This is a genomic window from Streptomyces tubbatahanensis (assembly GCF_022699385.1).
Lineage (GTDB): Bacteria > Actinomycetota > Actinomycetes > Streptomycetales > Streptomycetaceae > Streptomyces > Streptomyces diacarni.
Genome location: NZ_CP093846.1, coordinates 6,108,054 through 6,124,167 on the forward strand (window position 1 = coordinate 6,108,054; position 16,114 = coordinate 6,124,167).

The 16,114-nt window shown below is 73.4% G+C and carries 13 protein-coding genes and 3 pseudogenes; 11 read left to right on the forward strand and 5 right to left on the reverse strand.

Translation table 11 applies throughout. From position 1 onward, the window contains the following. Nucleotides 1–69: 69 nt before the first annotated feature. Complete coding sequence (gene lpdA / locus MMF93_RS26270) at nucleotides 70–1,518, reverse strand: dihydrolipoyl dehydrogenase (RefSeq protein ID WP_242755351.1); 1,449 nt, start codon at nucleotides 1,516–1,518, stop codon at nucleotides 70–72. A 94-nt stretch (nucleotides 1,519–1,612) separates the two neighbouring features. On the opposite strand from lpdA, the gene MMF93_RS26275 reads away from it, so the two are divergent. The 11 genes and pseudogenes from MMF93_RS26275 (at nucleotide 1,613) to MMF93_RS33425 (ending at nucleotide 12,268) form a co-directional block, all read left to right on the forward strand. Continuing rightward, a complete protein-coding gene (locus MMF93_RS26275; RefSeq protein WP_242755352.1) occupies nucleotides 1,613–2,509 on the forward strand; it encodes a LysR family transcriptional regulator in 897 nt (298 codons plus the stop codon). A gap of 186 nt (nucleotides 2,510–2,695) precedes the next feature. Further along, on the forward strand, nucleotides 2,696–4,015 hold the full coding sequence (locus tag MMF93_RS26280) for an MFS transporter (protein WP_242755353.1): 1,320 nt from the start codon (nucleotides 2,696–2,698) through the stop codon (nucleotides 4,013–4,015). Between the two features lie 418 nt (nucleotides 4,016–4,433). Continuing rightward, a complete protein-coding gene (locus MMF93_RS26285; protein WP_242757789.1) occupies nucleotides 4,434–5,753 on the forward strand; it encodes an SAV2148 family HEPN domain-containing protein in 1,320 nt (439 codons plus the stop codon). A 36-nt stretch (nucleotides 5,754–5,789) separates the two neighbouring features. Next, nucleotides 5,790–6,317 (forward strand): DUF1697 domain-containing protein, encoded by a 528-nt coding sequence (locus MMF93_RS26290; protein WP_242755354.1) that lies wholly within the window; start codon nucleotides 5,790–5,792, stop codon nucleotides 6,315–6,317. A gap of 244 nt (nucleotides 6,318–6,561) precedes the next feature. After that, nucleotides 6,562–7,800 carry a S8 family peptidase gene (locus MMF93_RS26295; RefSeq protein ID WP_242755355.1) on the forward strand — a complete coding sequence of 413 codons (1,239 nt, stop codon included), beginning with the start codon at nucleotides 6,562–6,564 and terminating at the stop codon, nucleotides 7,798–7,800. A gap of 238 nt (nucleotides 7,801–8,038) precedes the next feature. Then, on the forward strand, nucleotides 8,039–9,280 hold the full coding sequence (locus tag MMF93_RS26300; RefSeq protein WP_242755356.1) for a S8 family peptidase: 1,242 nt from the start codon (nucleotides 8,039–8,041) through the stop codon (nucleotides 9,278–9,280). 229 nt (nucleotides 9,281–9,509) lie between these two features. After that, nucleotides 9,510–9,596, forward strand: coding sequence for a putative leader peptide (locus MMF93_RS33540; RefSeq protein WP_341483331.1), 87 nt, complete (start codon nucleotides 9,510–9,512; stop codon nucleotides 9,594–9,596). 251 nt (nucleotides 9,597–9,847) lie between these two features. Next, nucleotides 9,848–10,603 (forward strand): annotated as a pseudogene (locus MMF93_RS26305) (TauD/TfdA dioxygenase family protein). Further along, a pseudogene (locus MMF93_RS26310) lies at nucleotides 10,576–10,947 on the forward strand (winged helix-turn-helix domain-containing protein); the annotation flags it as partial. The pseudogenes MMF93_RS26305 and MMF93_RS26310, both read left to right, overlap by 28 nt. Before the next feature lie 331 nt (nucleotides 10,948–11,278). Next, nucleotides 11,279–11,528 (forward strand): annotated as a pseudogene (locus MMF93_RS26315) (LLM class flavin-dependent oxidoreductase); the annotation flags it as partial. 608 nt (nucleotides 11,529–12,136) lie between these two features. Further along, the gene (locus MMF93_RS33425; RefSeq protein WP_274709506.1) at nucleotides 12,137–12,268 is read left to right on the forward strand and encodes a hypothetical protein; all 132 of its coding nucleotides are present in this window, start codon (nucleotides 12,137–12,139) and stop codon (nucleotides 12,266–12,268) included. A gap of 123 nt (nucleotides 12,269–12,391) precedes the next feature. Here the strand turns inward: MMF93_RS33425 and MMF93_RS26320 are convergent, their stop codons facing one another. From MMF93_RS26320 to MMF93_RS26335, 4 genes are read right to left on the reverse strand one after another with little or no spacing between them, the layout of a single operon-like run. Continuing rightward, nucleotides 12,392–13,177 carry a sirohydrochlorin chelatase gene (locus MMF93_RS26320; protein ID WP_242755357.1) on the reverse strand — a complete coding sequence of 262 codons (786 nt, stop codon included), beginning with the start codon at nucleotides 13,175–13,177 and terminating at the stop codon, nucleotides 12,392–12,394. After that, entirely contained in the window at nucleotides 13,177–14,136 is a 960-nt protein-coding gene (locus tag MMF93_RS26325) for an ABC transporter permease (protein WP_242755358.1), read from the reverse strand. Before MMF93_RS26325 ends, MMF93_RS26320 begins: the two co-directional genes overlap by 1 nt. Further along, the gene (locus MMF93_RS26330) at nucleotides 14,123–14,878 is read right to left on the reverse strand and encodes an ABC transporter ATP-binding protein (protein WP_242755360.1); all 756 of its coding nucleotides are present in this window, start codon (nucleotides 14,876–14,878) and stop codon (nucleotides 14,123–14,125) included. Before MMF93_RS26330 ends, MMF93_RS26325 begins: the two co-directional genes overlap by 14 nt. 56 nt (nucleotides 14,879–14,934) lie before the next feature. Further along, nucleotides 14,935–16,056 carry an ABC transporter substrate-binding protein gene (locus MMF93_RS26335; protein WP_423835532.1) on the reverse strand — a complete coding sequence of 374 codons (1,122 nt, stop codon included), beginning with the start codon at nucleotides 16,054–16,056 and terminating at the stop codon, nucleotides 14,935–14,937. Nucleotides 16,057–16,114 lie beyond the last annotated feature (58 nt).

Genomic DNA, 16,114 nt, shown 5'->3' on the forward strand with positions numbered 1-16,114 from the left:
GGTGGCCGGGTGACCGGGTGATCTGGTCACCCGGCCACCCGGTGGTCCGCGCCCGGCTCCGGGCCGCCGTCACGCGTGCTGGTGCAGGCCCCTTCCGGCCAGCGTGAGGAACGTTTCGCCGACCGCCTCGCTCAGCGTGGGGTGCGGGTGGATGTGCTGGGCGATGTCCGCGGGTGCGGCGTCCCAGGCGACCGCGAGCTGGGACTCGGCGATCATCTCGGAGACGTGCGGGCCCACCAGGTGGACGCCCAGCACCCGCCCCTCGCCGCCCTGTTCGGCGACGACCTTCACCATGCCGCCCTGGCCGTGGACCATGCCCTTGGCCGTGGCCGTCAGCGGCAGCACGTTGGCACGCACCTCGTACCCCGCCGCGCGGGCCTCGGCCTCGCTCAGGCCGACCGAGGCCGTCTGCGGGCTGGAGTAGGTCACGCGCGGCACGGCCGCGTAGTCCACCGGGCGCGGCGCCAGGCCTGCCAGCGTCTCGGCGACGACCAGCCCTTCCGCGAACGAGGCGTGCGCCAGCCCCAGGGAGGGCGGCGGCAGCAGGTCGCCGACGACGTGGACGCCGGGGACGGCCGTCTCGAAGGTGTCCCAGCGCGCGGGCGGCAGACACCCCCGCGCGTCGGTCGCCAGCCCCGCCGCCGCGAGCCCCAGCCCGTCGGTGACCGGGACCCGCCCCACCGCGACCAGCAGCCGTTCCGCGGCGAGCGTCGCCGCGTCGCCCCTGGCCGGCTGGACGCGAGCCTCGACGCCGGGCCCGACGCGGTGGGCGTCCAGCAGCCTGGCGCCCGTCAACACGGTGATGCCGCGCTTCTTCAGCGCGCGGGTCAGATGGCGGCTGGTGTCCTCGTCCTCCAGGGGCAGCAGCCTGTCCGCCGCCTCCACCAGCGTGACCTCGGCGCCCATGGAGCGGTGGAAGGAGGCGTACTCGACACCGATCGCGCCGCCGCCCAGCACCAGCACGCTGCGCGGCAGGCCCGGCGCGAAGAGAGCGTCGTCGCTGGTGACGATGTGCGCCCCGTCGGGTTCCAGCCCCGGCAGCGTACGGGGCCTGGATCCGGTCGCCAGCACGAGACCGCGCCGCGCCGTCCACCGCTCGCCTCCCCCGTGTGCCGTGGCGTCTCCGCGGGCCGTGGTGGTGACGTCGACCTCCCGCGGACCGGCCAGCGTGGCGGTTCCCCGCACCACGGTGACGCCGGCCTTGACCAGTTGGCCCTCCACGCCCTTGTGGTTGCGCGAGACGATGTCGTCCCTGGTGGCGACCAGCGCGCCCCAGTCGACGCCGTCCAGCGTCGCCTTCACGCCCCACCTCTCGCGTGCCTCGGACACCCCGTCGACCAGTTCGGCGGCGTGCAGCATCGCCTTGCTCGGCACGCAGCCCCGGTGCAGACAGGTGCCCCCGACCAGATCGCGCTCGATCAACGCGACGTCCAGGCCGAGGTGTGCGGCGCGAAGGGCCGTGCTGTAGCCGCCCGTTCCACCGCCGATGACGATCACATCTGTGCTGTTCCCGCTCATGGGCCCAGCGTCATCCCCGGCTGGTCGATGAGTCCAACGCAATGCTTCTATGGAGACGATGAACAGCGCTCATGAAGAGGCGAGGGGGCGGCTCGTGAGTCTGCGGCAGATGGAGTACCTCGTCACGGTCATCGAGGAGACGTCCTTCACTCGCGCCGCCGAGGCGCTGCACGTGACGCAGTCGGCGCTCTCGCACCAGATCAAGGCCCTGGAACGGGAGGTGGGCGGCCCGCTGCTGGAGCGGCTGCCGCGCGGGGTGCGGCTCACGCCCATGGGGCGGGCGTTCCTGCCGGACGCCGAACTGGCCGTCCGCAGCGCCCGGCAGGCCCGCCGCGCCGCGCGGGCCGCGGCCGGATCCCGCGGTGGGGAACTCCAGATCGCGACCGTGCACGGGCTGGCCGTGGGTGTCCTGACGGACGCGGTGGCCCGGATGCGGCGGCTGTACCCCGCCGTGCAGCTGCGGCTGCGCGAGTACGTGACGGAGGACGAACTCCGGGAGCGGATGGCCCGCGGGATCGCCGACCTCGCCGTCGGCTACCGGCTGCCCGACTGGCCGGGCCCCTGCTGGGAGATCGGCGAGGAGAAGGTGGTGCTCGTCGTCCCGCCCGGCGATCCGCTGTGCGGGCGTGCGGGCGACGGTGGCGAGCCGGTGCGCCTTGAGGAGCTGGCCGACCGCGGCTGGGTGCGGTGCGGGATGGAGCCGTGGATCGAAGGACGGCAGTTCCTCGACCTGGTCTGCGGACAGGCGGGGTTCTCTCCGCTCACCGCCGTGCGCGTCGAGCATCCCACGACGGCCGCGCGCATGGCCGCCGCGGGCGCGGGCGTCTGCCTGGTCTCCGCCCACCTGGCGACCTCGCTCGTTCCCGCGGACCAGCTGGTCGGTGTCGGGCCGCCCTGGCGCCGCCCGGTGACGGCCTTTGGCCGGTCCGAGCCGACGGGCGCGGCGCGCGCTTTCCTCCGCCTGCTGACCGGGGAGCGGCCACTCGCGTGACCGAGCGGGCCAGGCGTGGAGGCGCCCCGTCCTGACGGCCACGCCCGCCCGTTCCCGGCGTTGGAGACGGGCCCGTGGCGCGGACGGAACACCCCGGCGTGTCATGCGAACGTACGTACCCGCCCGGGGCCATTTCGTGCGTCCTGTCCGTGCCGGGGGGCCTTCCACGGGGGTTAGCGTCGGGCGATGGCTGGAGCACTGGTGACGACATACCGCACGGTGATCGGCCTGGGAGGGGGGCCACTCCTGCCCGCAGTCTCGTTCCTGGGACGGCTGCCGACCGCGATGTGCCAGCTCGGCTCGCTGCTGCTGGTGGCACGTACCAGCGGCAGCCTCGCCACCGCAGGTCTGGTGGGGGGCGCGTTGGCGGCTGGACAGACGGTGGGCGGGCCCGTGGTCGGGCGACTGGCCGACCGGCTTGGACAGCGTCCGGTCGTGCTGGTCGCCGCCCTCCTGAACGCGTGCGCCGTCACCGGGCTCGTCACCGGCGCGCTCGGCCACGCGCCGACCGCGGGCCTGGCGGCGCTCGGGGCCCTCGTCGGACTGAGTGTGCCGCAGGTGGGCCCGTTGTCGCGCTCCCGCATGGTCGCGCTCGCCCGGCACGCGGGAGCGGACGAGCGCACGGTGTCGGGGGTGCTGTCGCTGGAAGGCACCCTGGACGAGACCTCGTTCGTGCTCGGTCCCGCGCTGGTGGGCGTCGCCGCGACGGTGGCGCATCCGGCGGTCGCGCTCGGTCTGGCGGCGGCGCTGCTCGCGGTGTGCGGCGTCGCCTTCGCGCTGCATCCGACGGCGCGGGCCGTCGCACCGGCGGGCGGTGGCCGCGCGGGCGCCCCTCCTCGGGGCGGCGGCCTCCGAGACCCTCGGCCCGAGGGCAGCGCCCTGACAGGTGCCGAGGTCGGGCGTGGGAGGCAGCGGCGGCGCGGCACCGTCCACGCGCTGCCTTCCTCCGCGGCGTTGCAGGGCGCCATGTTCGGGGCCTGCCAGGCGGGCATCACGGCGCTCACCGAGGACCTGGGCGCCCCCGGCCAGTCGGGGCTGGTCTACGCCGCGATGGGCGTGATGAGTGCCGTGGTGGGGCTCGCCATGGCCTCGGTACCACCCGCCGTGACACTCACCGTCCGGTGGCGCGCGGCGACATGTGCCGCCCTGGTGCTGGCCCTGCCGCTGCTGGTGGTGCACAGCCTGGGGTGGCTGTACGTCGTGGTGGTGATCCTCGGCAGCGCCTACGCCCCGCACCTGATCACGCTGTTCTCCCTCACGGAACGGGTGGTTCCCGCCTCCAGGATGGGCGAGTCGATGGCGTTTATGACCAGCGGCGTCATCGGCGGCCAGGCCCTCGCCCTGATGGCCGCGGGCCCCGTGGCCGAGGGGTACGGTCCCGGCGCCGCCTTCGGGATCGCGGTGGGCACCGCCGCCGCGGCGTGCGCGCTCGCCTGGGCGGCTCGTCCTGAGAGGGCGCGGGAGAGGCACGGCGGTGCGCTCGCGCCCGCCTCGTCGGCCGGGTGACCGCGCCGGGAGGCGCGCCGCCGTGCAGGGCCGTGCCGCACGTGCCGCGGCGGTGGCCGGCCGGCGGACGCGGCGCCTGGGGATCAGCGGTGAATTCCCCGTGCCGGTCGTGTCGGTGCGGTAGCGCGGAGCGTGCCCGAGACGGTAGTACGGGGCCTTGTCGGGGCGTTCCGTACCCGCAAGGGATGCGCGCGCCCCGGCAGGACCTGCACAGGAGTGTCTCTTCCCCGTCGTCACCTCGTTGCGGCACCGTGCGGTGCGCGGCGGACCGCGGGGGACCCGGCCGTCATCCGAGCCCGTGCGCGCGTACGGGCACCCGAAGTTGACAGGGGTTACGGGTGCGGCTGTGAGAGGGCCGCAGTAGTCTTCCTTGATCGAACAGCGGGGGTCGGACCGGGGTGCGGAAGGCGGTGCGCAGTTGGGCTCGGGAGGGTTTGAACTCCCCCCAGGTGACGGCGGTGAGGGGCCGGACGGCGGCGGAGCCGCCGCGCAGGACGGAACGGCCGACGACCCGCCGGGCGGTTGGGAAACGGGCGTTCCGCCCCGGAGCGGGCTGGGGGAGGCCGGGCTCCAGCCCGGCGCCGTTCCGCTGGCCCGCCCCATGGAGATCGGCGCGGACGTGGGGTGGGACGAGAACGACTGGGCGCAGGTGCGCACCAGGGCGCAGCGCGCCGGGCGCGCCTACGTGTGGCTGAATCTGGTCGAACAGCGGATGCGCGCGGTCGTCTCCGCCGTGCTGCGGCCGATCTACGAGCCGGTGCACGGCGAGGAGTGGGTCATCGCCGCCGCGGGCCCCGCGGGGCAGGAGTGGGTGCAGCGGGCCGTCGCCGTGCGGGAGGTGAGCCGCCGCAAGGGCTATCTGCTCGATCCGGCGGACGACACCCTGATCTCCTTCCTCACCCTGCCGCAGTTGCGCGAGCTGATGGTGCAGCACTGGCCCTGCTTCGAGCCGTACTTCGCCGACCGCAGGGAGGTGGAGCTGGCGCTGGACGAGCTGGAGGTCGCCCGCAGCGCGGTGGCACGCAACCGCGCACTGTCCGAGACGGTGCTCGCGCAGGCCGAACGGATGTGCCGCAGGCTGCTGGAGGTGCTGGGCGCGGCTCCGCGGGGTGCCGCCTCGGTGGAGCGGCTGCCCGTCGACGCCGTCGAGGAGCTGGTCGGAGACCGGTTCGCGGACGTGGTCGGCGTCCATGCGGACCGTGTACGGCTGCAACGTCAGCTGCCCGCCGAGGACCTGTTCGCCGGGGCGCGCAGGCTGGACGCCATCGGCATCGGGCTCAACCTGCTGGTGCAGAACTACAGCGGGCGGCGGCTCGTGCGGCTGGCCGAGGCAGGATGCCGGGTGCGGCTGTTGTTCATGAACCCGGCGAGCAGCGCGCTGCGCCGCAGGGAGCGGGAGCTGGGCCTCAAGAAGGGCGAGCTGGCCCGCTCGGTGGAGACCAACATCCTGCACATGCGGCGGGTCCGCTCCCGGCTGCGGGACGACGGGGCGTTCGAGATCCACGTCTTCGACGAGACCCCGCGCTTCAGCGCCTACCTGGTCGACGGCGACGGTTCCGACGGCCTGGCCGTCGTCCAGTCCTACCTGCGCCACGCGCGCGGCATGGAGACCCCGGCGTTCGTCCTGCGCGGCCCGGGCCGCCAGGTGTCCGACGACTACGACGTGGAGGGGGCGCTCTTCCCGCTCTACCGCGAGGAGTTCGACCACTTCTGGGCGGACTCCCGTCCCGTCTCGTAGCCCCACGCGACCGCCACGGCACATACGGTGTACGGCATGACGAGGTATGCCGCGCTGTTGCGAGGGGTCAATGTCGGGGGGCACAACAAGGTGCCCATGGCCGAGCTGCGCACGGTCATGGCCGAACTCGGGTGGGGCGATGTGCGCACCTACCTGCAGAGCGGCAACGCGGTGTTCACCGCGGAGGAGGAGGACCCGCGCCCCGTACTGGAGCGGGCGGTCGCCGAGCGGTTCGGTGTCCAGGTGTCCGCTCTGGTGCGGACGGGCGAGGAGTTGCGGGCCGTCGCGGCGGCCTGCCCCCTCCCCGTGGCGGAGCTGGATCCGGCCAAGCTGCTGGTGCTGTTCATCGAGGAGGAGCCGGCCGCCGACCACTTCGCGGCGCTGGACGCGGACGCCTTCGCGCCCGAGGAGTTCCGGCACGTGGGGCGTGCTGTCTACTGCCACTTCCCGCACGGGATGGGCCGCAGCAAACTGGTGCCCGCGCTGGAGGGCGTGCGGCCCCGGCTGACCATGACGGGGCGCAACTGGCGCACGGTCCAGCGCCTCATCGAGCTGACCAGCTGAGCCCCGCGCCTGAGGGGCCGGCGCGGGTGCCGGGTGGACGCCGTCCGGGCGCCGTGTGGGCGCCGCTTGGATGCCGGGTGGCCGGCGCGTGGACGCCGCTCGGGTGCCGCGCGGGTGGTTTCTCGGCGGTGTTGTGTCTGTCACAGAACGACATGTCACTTGAGCCGTACACGGCAATCCGACAAGGATTCGATCGGTCCGACACCGGATCGGTCAACCGCCACCAGCGAAAGGCTCCCTGGGCATGCCACTTCACGGCGCACGGAACACCAAACGACGGATATCCCTCGCGCTCGGCGCGGCGCTCGCGGTCGCGGGCGGGGCGACACTGCTCACCCTGCCCGCCGGCGCGGGCGCCCCCCAGGAGGGCACCGTCCTGGGCGCGGACGCCGAGGGTGCCGTCAAGGGCAGCTACATCGTGGTGCTCGACAAGGGCGCCGGGACTGCCAGGGCGCAGGCCGCCACGGAGGCGAGAAGCCTCTCAGGCGAGTACGGCGGCACGGTCGAGCACACCTACCACGCGGCGCTGACCGGTTACGCGGCCGAGGGGCTCAGCGCGCAGGAGGCGCGGCGTCTCGCGGCGGACGACAAGGTCGCCAAGGTCGTGCAGGTACGGCGGATCCGGGCGCAGGCCACCCAGACGGACCCGCCCTCCTGGGGTCAGGACCGCGTCGACCAGGCGGCGACGAAGCGGGACGGCAAGTACACCTACCCCGACAGCGCGGGCGCGGGCGTCACGGCCTACGTCGTCGACAGCGGTATCCGCGTCAGCCACCAGGACTTCGGCGGCCGCGCCGCGAACGGCTACGACGTGGTCGACGACGACAAGACCGCGCAGGACGGCGCCAACCACGGCACCCACGTGGCCGGCACCATCGCGGGCACGAAGTACGGCATCGCCAAGAAGGCCGATCTGGTGGCGGTGCGCATCCTCGGCGACGACAACAAGGGCACCACGGCCGACGCCGTCGCGGGCATCGACTGGATGATCAAGGACCACGAGGGCAAGGAAGGGCCCGCGGTCGCCAACATGAGCATCGGCGGCTTCAAGGACTACGCGCTCGACGAGGCGGTGGAGCGCGCCGTCGACGCGGGCATCACCTGCGTGGTCGCGGCGGGCAACTACAGCAGCGACGCGAGCGAGGCCTCCCCGGCGCGCGTGCCCGAGGCGATCACCGTGGCGGCGAGCGACCAGAACGACAAGCAGACGGACTTCTCCAGCTACGGCAAGAGCGTCGACCTCTACGCGCCCGGCATCGACGTCGTCTCCGCCAGCAACAAGAGCGACACCGCCTCCATGGCCGGATACGGCACCTCCATGGCCACCCCGCACGTCACGGGCGCCGCGGCGCTCTACCTGAGTGAGCACAAGACGGCCACCCCGGCGCAGGTCGCCACCGCGCTGACGAACGGGGCGACGAAGGACGCCATCGCCAACCCCGGCGCCGGCACGCCGAACCGGCTGCTGCGCGTGCCCAAGTAGCCTGCTATGCGGTGTGGTTGGCGGGCTCGTAGCGGTCCTGAACGGGCCACGGCCGTGCTCGCTCGGAGCACCGACCGCACCACCCGCCTCACCCGTTGCGTGTGTCACACCCGCACGGAGAACTTGAGCTGTGCGCGCCCATCCGACAGGGTTTCGAACCAGTCGGCGACGGTCCTGCGCCCCACCCGGGGCGCAGGACCGTCACCCCCCACACGACACCAGGAGAGGCGCTCCCCGCATGGCAACGCACGTGGCCCGCAACACCAAACGCCGGATATCCCTCGCGATCGGGGCGGCTGTCGCCCTCGCGGGCGGCGCCACCCTCCTCACCCTCCCCGCGGGCGCGGCACCCGCCGAGGGCACCGTCATCGGGGCCGGCTCCCACGACGCCGTCAAGGGCAGCTACATCGTGCTCCTCAAGAACGGCGGCTCCGCGCACGGCAAGACCTCCGCCACCCGCGTCGAGAGCGCGGGCAAGGGCCTGGCCGACGAGTACGGCGGCAAGGTCGCACGCACCTACGGGTCGGCCGTCCACGGCTTCAACGCCACCGGTATGAGCGCACAGGAGGCCAGGCGCCTGGCCGCCGACGACCAGGTCGCCCAGGTCTTCCAGAACCAGCGCATCACCACCACGGCCGCCACCCAGAAGAACCCGCCCTCCTGGGGCCTGGACCGTATCGACCAGACGTCGCGGAAGCTGAACAAGACCTACACCTACCCCTCGGGCGCGGGGGCCGGGGTGACCGCGTACGTCATCGACACCGGCGTGCGCATCGGCCACAAGGACTTCGGCGGGCGCGCCTCCTACGGCTACGACGCCGTCGACGAGGACAAGACGGCCCAGGACGGCAACGGCCACGGCACCCACGTCGCGGGAACCGTCGCGGGCACCCGGTACGGCGTCGCCAAGAAGGCCGACATCGTGGCCGTGCGCGTGCTCGACGACGAGGGCTCCGGCACCACCGCGCTCGCCGTGGCGGGCGTCGACTGGGTCACCGAGCACCACAAGGGCCCCTCCGTCGCCAACATGAGCCTGGGCGGCAACAAGGACGCGGCCCTCGACGCCGCAGTCCAGCGCTCGATCTCCTCCGGCGTCACCTACGCCGTCTCGGCCGGCAACGAGGGCGCCGACGCCTCCACCTCCTCGCCGGCCCGGGTGCCCGAGGCGCTGACCGTGGCCGCCTCCGACAAGAAGGACGCGCAGGCGGAGTTCTCCAACCACGGCAAGCTCGTCGACCTCTTCGCCCCCGGTGTCGACATCGTCTCCGCGAGCAACAAGAGCGACACCGGCACCGCCACCATGTCGGGGACCTCCATGGCCTCCCCGCACGTGGCAGGAGCCGCCGCCGTCTACCTGAGCGGCCACAAGGACGCCACCCCGGCGCAGGTGACCGCGGCGCTCACCAAGGGCGCCACCGCCGGCGCGGTGACCGATCCGGCCAAGGGAACGACCGACAAGCTCCTTCGCGTGGTCAAGTGACCGTCTTTCACGGTCAATTGTGAGCTCCTCCTGTGCGTAACCCCGGTTTTCCGGGTAAGCGCAACACCAGGCCCGCCGTGCCCTCCCCCCACGGGGCACGGCGGGCCTTCGCCGTGCCGGGGCCCCAGCGGCGGCGCCCCGCCGCGGCGCGCACGCCCGCGCACGGTTCATACGGACTTCACACGCCGCCCGTTGACGCCCCCGCGGAGCGGCTGGCAGGCTCCATGTCGTGAGCCAGTACAGGAACCTCGTAGCGCGCCTGCACGTCGATCTGCGACGTCACGCCAGCGCGCTGTGTGCCCCCGCCTGCGCCTGACGCGCGCCCGCAGCTCACCTCTTCCCCCTGCCGACGGCAGCGGACCCCGCCCGCCCCACGTCTGCCACAGCCCCCGCGCCGCGTAAGGCCCCGCACGCCAGGCGGGCCGCGCCGACCGGGACCGGCACCAAGGCGTCCGCACCGCGACTGACAGCCATGCCCCCTTCGGCCGTACGCCCGACGCGGACGGCCCACACCCGGCACGGAACGTCCGCGCGCCGTCGCGCTCCGCAACGCAACGGAAGGCACCCGTGCGCCCTCACCAGCTCCGCAGACGGGAGTTCCTCGCCCTCACCGGCCTGACGACCCTCACCGCCACCACCGCGACAGGCTGCGGGCGCGCCTCCGGCAGGTCCGGCGTCCCCGACGACACGCTGCGCTACCAGGGCTGGGCCGGGACCGCCACCCCGGCCGAACTCGCCGAAGACCTCGGCTACCTGCGCGGCCTCACCCTCACCTGCGTCGGCAACACCACCAGCGGTCCGCAGGACATCCAGGCCGCCGCCTACGCCGACCTGCCCGAGGTGCTGCGCACCTTCGCCGACCGGCTGTGGGCCGTGCACACCAACGACCACGACTACGCCGAACCGAAGAACCAGGCGGCGGCCGAGCGGCGCAAGGTGTTCACCGCGCGCCGCTGACAGACCGCGCACCCCGTGGTGCGCGTCCACCCCGTCAGCGGCGAACGGTCCCTGTTCATCGGCGGATTCGCCCAGCGCCTCGTCGGTCTGGGCACCGAGGAGTCCCGCGACCTGCTGCGGATCCTCCAGGCCTACGTCACCCGTCCCGAGAACACCGTGCGGTGGGCCTGGGCACCCGGCGACCTCGTGCTGTTCGACAACCGCATCACCCAGCACTACGCCCCCGACGACTACGGCGACCTGCCCAGGAAGCTGCACCGGGTCACCGTCGCCGGTGACGTGCCCGCCGGTGTGGACGGCGCGCTCAGCCACGTCGTCGAGGGCGACGAGGCCGCCCACTACACCCCCGCGGCGGCCTCCCGATGAGCGCCGGGGCCGCCGCCGTCCTGACCGGGAGTCCGCCGCGCGTGCTGCGGCTGCCCGCCGCCGAGGGCATCCGCGTCGACCGCGAGCGGCGCACCGTCCACGTCGACGCCACCGAAATCGACCTCACCTACCTGGAGTTCGAGCTGCTGGCGCACTTCGTGGAGCAGCCGCACCGGGTGCACACCCGGGTGCAGCTCGTCAGCGGAGTGTGGGGCTACGGGGAGCACGTCGGGGACGGGCGCACCGTCGACGTCCACGTCGCCAGGCTGCGGCGCAAGCTCGGAGCGCGCTACCGCGCCCGCATCGTGACCGTGCGGCGCGTCGGCTACAAGTACACGCCGTAGCCCTCCCCGGGGCGTGGCCCCGTGGCCCTGCTGCCACGGGGCCACGCCCCGCACCCACGAACTCACGCACCCAAGGACCCCCCACGGCACTCATCCTCACCCTCGCGGGCAGCCCCTCACCCTCCAGCCGCACGGAACGGCTGCTGCGTGAGGTGGGCGCACGTACTGGCGCTGGACTACGCACTGCGCCCGGTACTGGCCGCGCTGGGCGGCCACGCCCAGCTCCGCGGCCGCTTCGTGCTGGACGAGCACCTCGCCCCCGAGCCCGGCGACCCGGCCGACGGCGGCGCCGGCCGTATCGGTAGTGCCGGCGCCGCCGTCGGTATCGGCGGTGTCCGGCCCGACCAGCGGCGACAGCCGCCACGTGGTGGGTGGCGGCCACGGCAGCCCGCTGAAACGGGGCGAGCGCCGACCGCCTTCCCACACTCGGCTACCTCACCCAGATCGCCCGCGCCGCCGAACAGCTCGGTTTCGAGGGCGCGCTGACGCCGACCGGCGCCCAGTGCGAGGACGCCTGGCTGACGACGGCGATGCTCTCCCAGCAGACCGAACGACTGAAGTTCCTGGTCGCCTTCCGGCCGGTAGCCAGCTGTTTCGAGCTCGCGCTGGGCGAGGGCGAGCCTAGGACCCGCGCGGCTCACTGGATGTTCCCCGCCTCGCGTAGACCCCGAGGCGTAGCCCGTCGATGGCTACCTCGGGGGTTTACCCCACGGCACAACCAGTGGTTGACGCGACCCAACCTGCGACAGACCTACGGTTGGCACCGACGTCATCGGGTCCGTAGGGGATCGCGATGCGAGAGCTAGGGGGAAGCATGAACGCACGCGGAACACCGTTACGACGCGGCATCGCAGCCACCGTCCTGGGGCTCGCGCTCGCCGGTGGGATGTCCGCACCCGCCCACGCCGGCACCACGGCACAGGGGAGCTCGTCGGCAGCCGTCGAGGCAGCCCGTCCCCCGTCGGGCGGTGAGGGGAGCGCTACAGGGGTTGCTGCCTGCCGTACTCGCGTAACCTACTGGGGCCACACCGGCTACAAGAAGTGCGGCACGAGGACCGCCGCGGTCGACTGGAACCGAGACGGTCGCACGGACGAGATATTCGTCGTCGCTCCTAACCGAACTGTCTGGCATACCTGGAAGGCCGCGGGCCGCTGGGTGGAAATGCCGGGCAACGGACGAGCTGACGAGATGCGCGGCTCGGCAGAGACCGGCAACCCCTCCCGGCGCTGTGTCATCGTCTACGTCAACAACGCGTCCAATCCCTACTGGCAGAACTGCTTCTACAACGGTCGCTGGCACGACTGGGGCGTCACCGGATAGTCACCACCGCGACCGGCAAGACAGCAGCCACCGCCGCCTGCAGACGGCGGTGGCTCGCTCGGTTCTCAAGGCGAAGAGCCCCGGGGCTGAGCTCGACAAGAGGAGCCCCCGCGGGGCTCCTCGTCATGCCGCTGAGGCGGTCAGGGCGGGTGCCAGGGCGGCTGCGTAGCGTTCGAGTACGACGCGGGCGACTTCCGGGGCGGGGCCCAGGACGGGGGCGAGAGCGTCGGCGCCGGCCTCGCGGGCGCCGGCGGCGATGCGGTCGGGGAGGCGGCCTGGGGCCAGCACGTACGGTGCCACCGCCACCCGGCGCGCTCCCGCCGCGCGCAGGTCCCGTACGGCGTCGGCGGTACGGGGCGCCGAGGCGGAGGCGAACGCAGGCCGCACGGCACACCAACCGGTGGTACGCCGCCACTCCCGCGCGATTGCTGCGATCACTGCGCTCGCCTCCGGGTCAGAGGAACCGGCCGCCGCCAGGACGACGCCGGTGTGGGGCGCGTCGCCGGGCGCCACCCCGGCCGCGCGCAACCGCCGCTCCAGGGCGACGGTCAGTGCGTGGTGCGGGCCCAGGACGTCCGCTTGGCGGACGGTCAGGCCCGCCAGTGGCGCGCTCTCCTCGGCCAGCACCCCGGGGATGTCCGTCTTGGCGTGGAAGGCGCGGGTCAGCAGCAGCGGGACGGCGACGACCTGCCGCGCCCCCGCCGCGTGCAGCGACCGCAGTGCGGTCCCCACCGACGGCGTGTCGAAGTCGAGGTAGCCCACCGCCACCCGCAGCCCCGGTGCGCGCCGCCGCACGCGGGCGGTGAGGGCGGCGACCGTGGCGGCGTGCCGCGGGTCGCGGCTGCCGTGCGCGATCAGCAGCAGCGCGGGGGAGGCGGGGGTGAGGGGCGTGGCGCGGGACAGGGACATCAGCGCAGCAGCCCCCGGTGGCGCAGGACGCGCCGTTCGACGGGCGCGAAGACGAGCAGTTCGATGCCGATGCCCACCAGCAGGATGAGCAGGATCGCGCCCAGGACGAGCGGCATGTCCTGGTAGGAGCGGCCGGTGTCCAGCAGCCGGCCGAGTCCGACGCCCAGCTCGGGTGAGGTCGCGATCAGTTCGGCCGCCATCAGGGACCGCCAGGAGAACGCCCAGCCCTGCTTGAGTCCGGCGACGTAGCCGGGCAGCGCGGCGGGCAGCAGTACGTGGCGGACGCCGCGCAGTCCTCGTGCGCCGATCACCTTGCCCGCGCGCAGGTGCAGCGGGTCGATCCGGTCGACGCCCGCGACCAGGCCGTTGGCGATGGAGGGCACGGCGCCCAGCAGCACGACGGCGTAGATGGTGGCGTTGGTCAGCCCGAACCAGATGATCGCCGCCGGCACCCACGCGACCGAGGGCAGCGACTGGAGTCCGGAGAGGATCGGTCCGATCGCGGCGCGCACCGGCCGCACCCTGGCCACCAGCAGCCCCAGCGGCGTCCCGACGACGAGGGCGACCCCGAAGCCCAGCGCCCCGCGGGAGACGCTCTGCCAGACGACGCCGAGGATCGTGCCCTTGTACCACTCCTCGGCCAGCGCGTCCCACACCATCAGCGGGCTCGGCAGCTGGTAGTCGGGCTTGAGGCCGAGCGCGAACGCCGCCTGCCACAGCGCCAGGACCAGCACGACCGCCAGCACCGGCGGCAGCACCTTGCGGCGCAGCACCTCCCGCAGCGCGGGGCGCGCCGTGGCGTGGGTGTCCAGCGCGTCGAGCCCGGCCCCCAGACCGGCCAGGTCGCTGCCGGACGCCGGGGTCTCGCGCGCCGCCGTGGTGACCGCCGCGCTCGTGGCCTTCTCGTCGTCGTCGGGTCGCGGCCTTGAGGCCGTCGGCTGGGTCTCAGTGCTGGCCATGGCGGCGGATCTCCCCCCGGAGCTGTTCGGTGATCTCGACGGACAGCGCGGCCACGTCCGCGTCCTCGATACGGCGCGGGTGCGGGATGCCGACCTCCCACTGTCTGGCGACGCGGCCCGGCCGGGAGGAGAGCAGCACGACGCGCTCGGCCAGCCGTACGGCCTCGCGGACGTTGTGCGTGACGAAGAGCACGGCGACGTTCGTCTCGGACCAGACGCGGGTCAGCTCCTCGTGGAGGACGTCGCGGGTGATGGCGTCCAGCGCGGCGAACGGCTCGTCCATCAGCAGCAGCCTGCTGTCCTGCGCCAGCGCGCGGGCCAGCGCCACCCGCTGCCGCATGCCGCCGGACAGCTCGTGGACGCGCTTGGTGTACGCGCCCCGCAGCCGTACGAGCCGCAGCAGCCGTTCGGCCTCGTCGGGGCGGTCCGTCTTGGGCATGCCGCGCATCTTCAGCGCCAGTTCGATGTTCTTGCCGGCGGTCAGCCACGGGAAGAGCGCGTGTTCCTGGAACATCAGTGCCGGGCGTCCGCCGGGCACCTCGATGGCGCCGGTGGTGGGGGCGTCGAGGCCCGCCACGAGGTTGAGCAGGGTGCTCTTGCCGCAGCCCGAGGCGCCGAGCAGGGTGACGAACTCTCCGGGGGCGACGTCGATGCTGATGTCGTCCAGTACCTGCTGGGGGCCGAACGCCTTGGTCACGTGCGTGAGGCGGGCGGCGGTGCCGGTCGCTGTGGTCACGGTCACTGGTTCACCTCCTTCTCGTAGGGGCTCAGGCTTCTCGTCGGGGGGGGGCTCGGGGCTCACCGGTGGCCGAGTCCCGCGTCGGTCACGGCGGGGCGGCCCTCGCTCTCGAGGACCCGGTTGAGCGGGGCGAGGTCGTAGATCCCGGCCAGGTGCGGCTTCTTCAGCAGTCCGGCCGCGGCGGCGTGTTGTGCCTGCTTGCGCAACGTGGCGGCCAGTGGGTCGTCCGTCACCTCGATACGGCGGAAGGCCGCGTCGAGTACGTCGCCGGGCAGTGGCTTGCCCGCGTCGCGCTGGAGGGCCTGGTTGACGTACTTCTTCGCGGTGCCGGGGTGCGAGCGGATCCACGTGTTGGTCCGCACGGAGCCGCGCAGCACCGCCTCGACCACGTCGGGATGCTCGCTGAGGAAGTCCTGGCGCACCACCAGGTTGGTGGTGACGAACTTCCCCTCTTTCCACAGCTTTCGCTCGTCGAGCAGGACCTTCCCGCCTTCCGCCACCAGCTTGGAGGCGGTCGGTTCGGGGACCCAGGCGCCGTCGATGCCGCCCTGCCGGAAGGTGGTGGGGATCTCCTTGTTGTCCTGGCGCAGCACCGAGGTGGCGCCCTTGCCGGTCTCCGGGTCGACCTCGATGCCCTTGCTCCGCAGGTGGTGCAGGAGTGCCACGTCCTGCGTGTTGCCCAACTGGGGTGTGGCGAGGGTCTTGCCCTTGAGGTCGTCGAGCGAGGTCACCTTCTCCGGGTCGACGACCAGGGAGGCGCCGCCCGAGGTCGCGCCCGAGACGATCCGCAGGTTCTTCCCGCCCGACTGCACCCACCCGTTGACGGCGGGGGAGGGCCCGACCCAGGTCATGTCGACGGCCTTCGCGTTGAGCGCTTCGACGGCGGAGGGCCCGGCGTTGAAGACCTGCGTGGAGACCTTCGTGCCGCCCAGCTCGCGCGGTATCGGGCCGCCGGACCGCAACCCCACCAGGGGGGTGGCGTGGGTGACGTTGGGGAAGTACCCGAGCTTCACCTCGTCGAGCCCGTCGACCTTCTTGCCGCCCACGGGCGCCGGGTCGCCGCTCTCGACGGCCTTCGACCCGTACCCGCAGCCCGCCGTCACGAGCAGTGCGGACAGGACGGCGAGAGCCGCCGGGGCCCGGCGGGAAGGGCGTGGTGGCAGGGCTGGGATGCGGGGCACGGAGGTGTCCTCTCAAGGGGGCGGCGGACGCGGGGCGGTGTCCGTGCGGTGTCCGGGG

What these genes read in the sequence shown, in the direction of transcription:
- MMF93_RS26320 (WP_242755357.1), bottom strand. Translation starts at nt 13,177, where the DNA reads ATGTCCCTGTCCCGCGCCACGCCCCTCACCCCCGCCTCCCCCGCGCTG.
- MMF93_RS26295 (WP_242755355.1), top strand. Translation starts at nt 6,562, where the DNA reads ATGCCACTTCACGGCGCACGGAACACCAAACGACGGATATCCCTCGCG.
- MMF93_RS26290 (WP_242755354.1), top strand. Translation starts at nt 5,790, where the DNA reads ATGACGAGGTATGCCGCGCTGTTGCGAGGGGTCAATGTCGGGGGGCAC.
- MMF93_RS26325 (WP_242755358.1), bottom strand. Translation starts at nt 14,136, where the DNA reads ATGGCCAGCACTGAGACCCAGCCGACGGCCTCAAGGCCGCGACCCGAC.
- MMF93_RS26280 (WP_242755353.1), top strand. Translation starts at nt 2,696, where the DNA reads ATGGCTGGAGCACTGGTGACGACATACCGCACGGTGATCGGCCTGGGA.
- MMF93_RS26300 (WP_242755356.1), top strand. Translation starts at nt 8,039, where the DNA reads ATGGCAACGCACGTGGCCCGCAACACCAAACGCCGGATATCCCTCGCG.
- lpdA (WP_242755351.1), bottom strand. Translation starts at nt 1,518, where the DNA reads ATGAGCGGGAACAGCACAGATGTGATCGTCATCGGCGGTGGAACGGGC.
- MMF93_RS33425 (WP_274709506.1), top strand. Translation starts at nt 12,137, where the DNA reads ATGCGCGGCTCGGCAGAGACCGGCAACCCCTCCCGGCGCTGTGTCATC.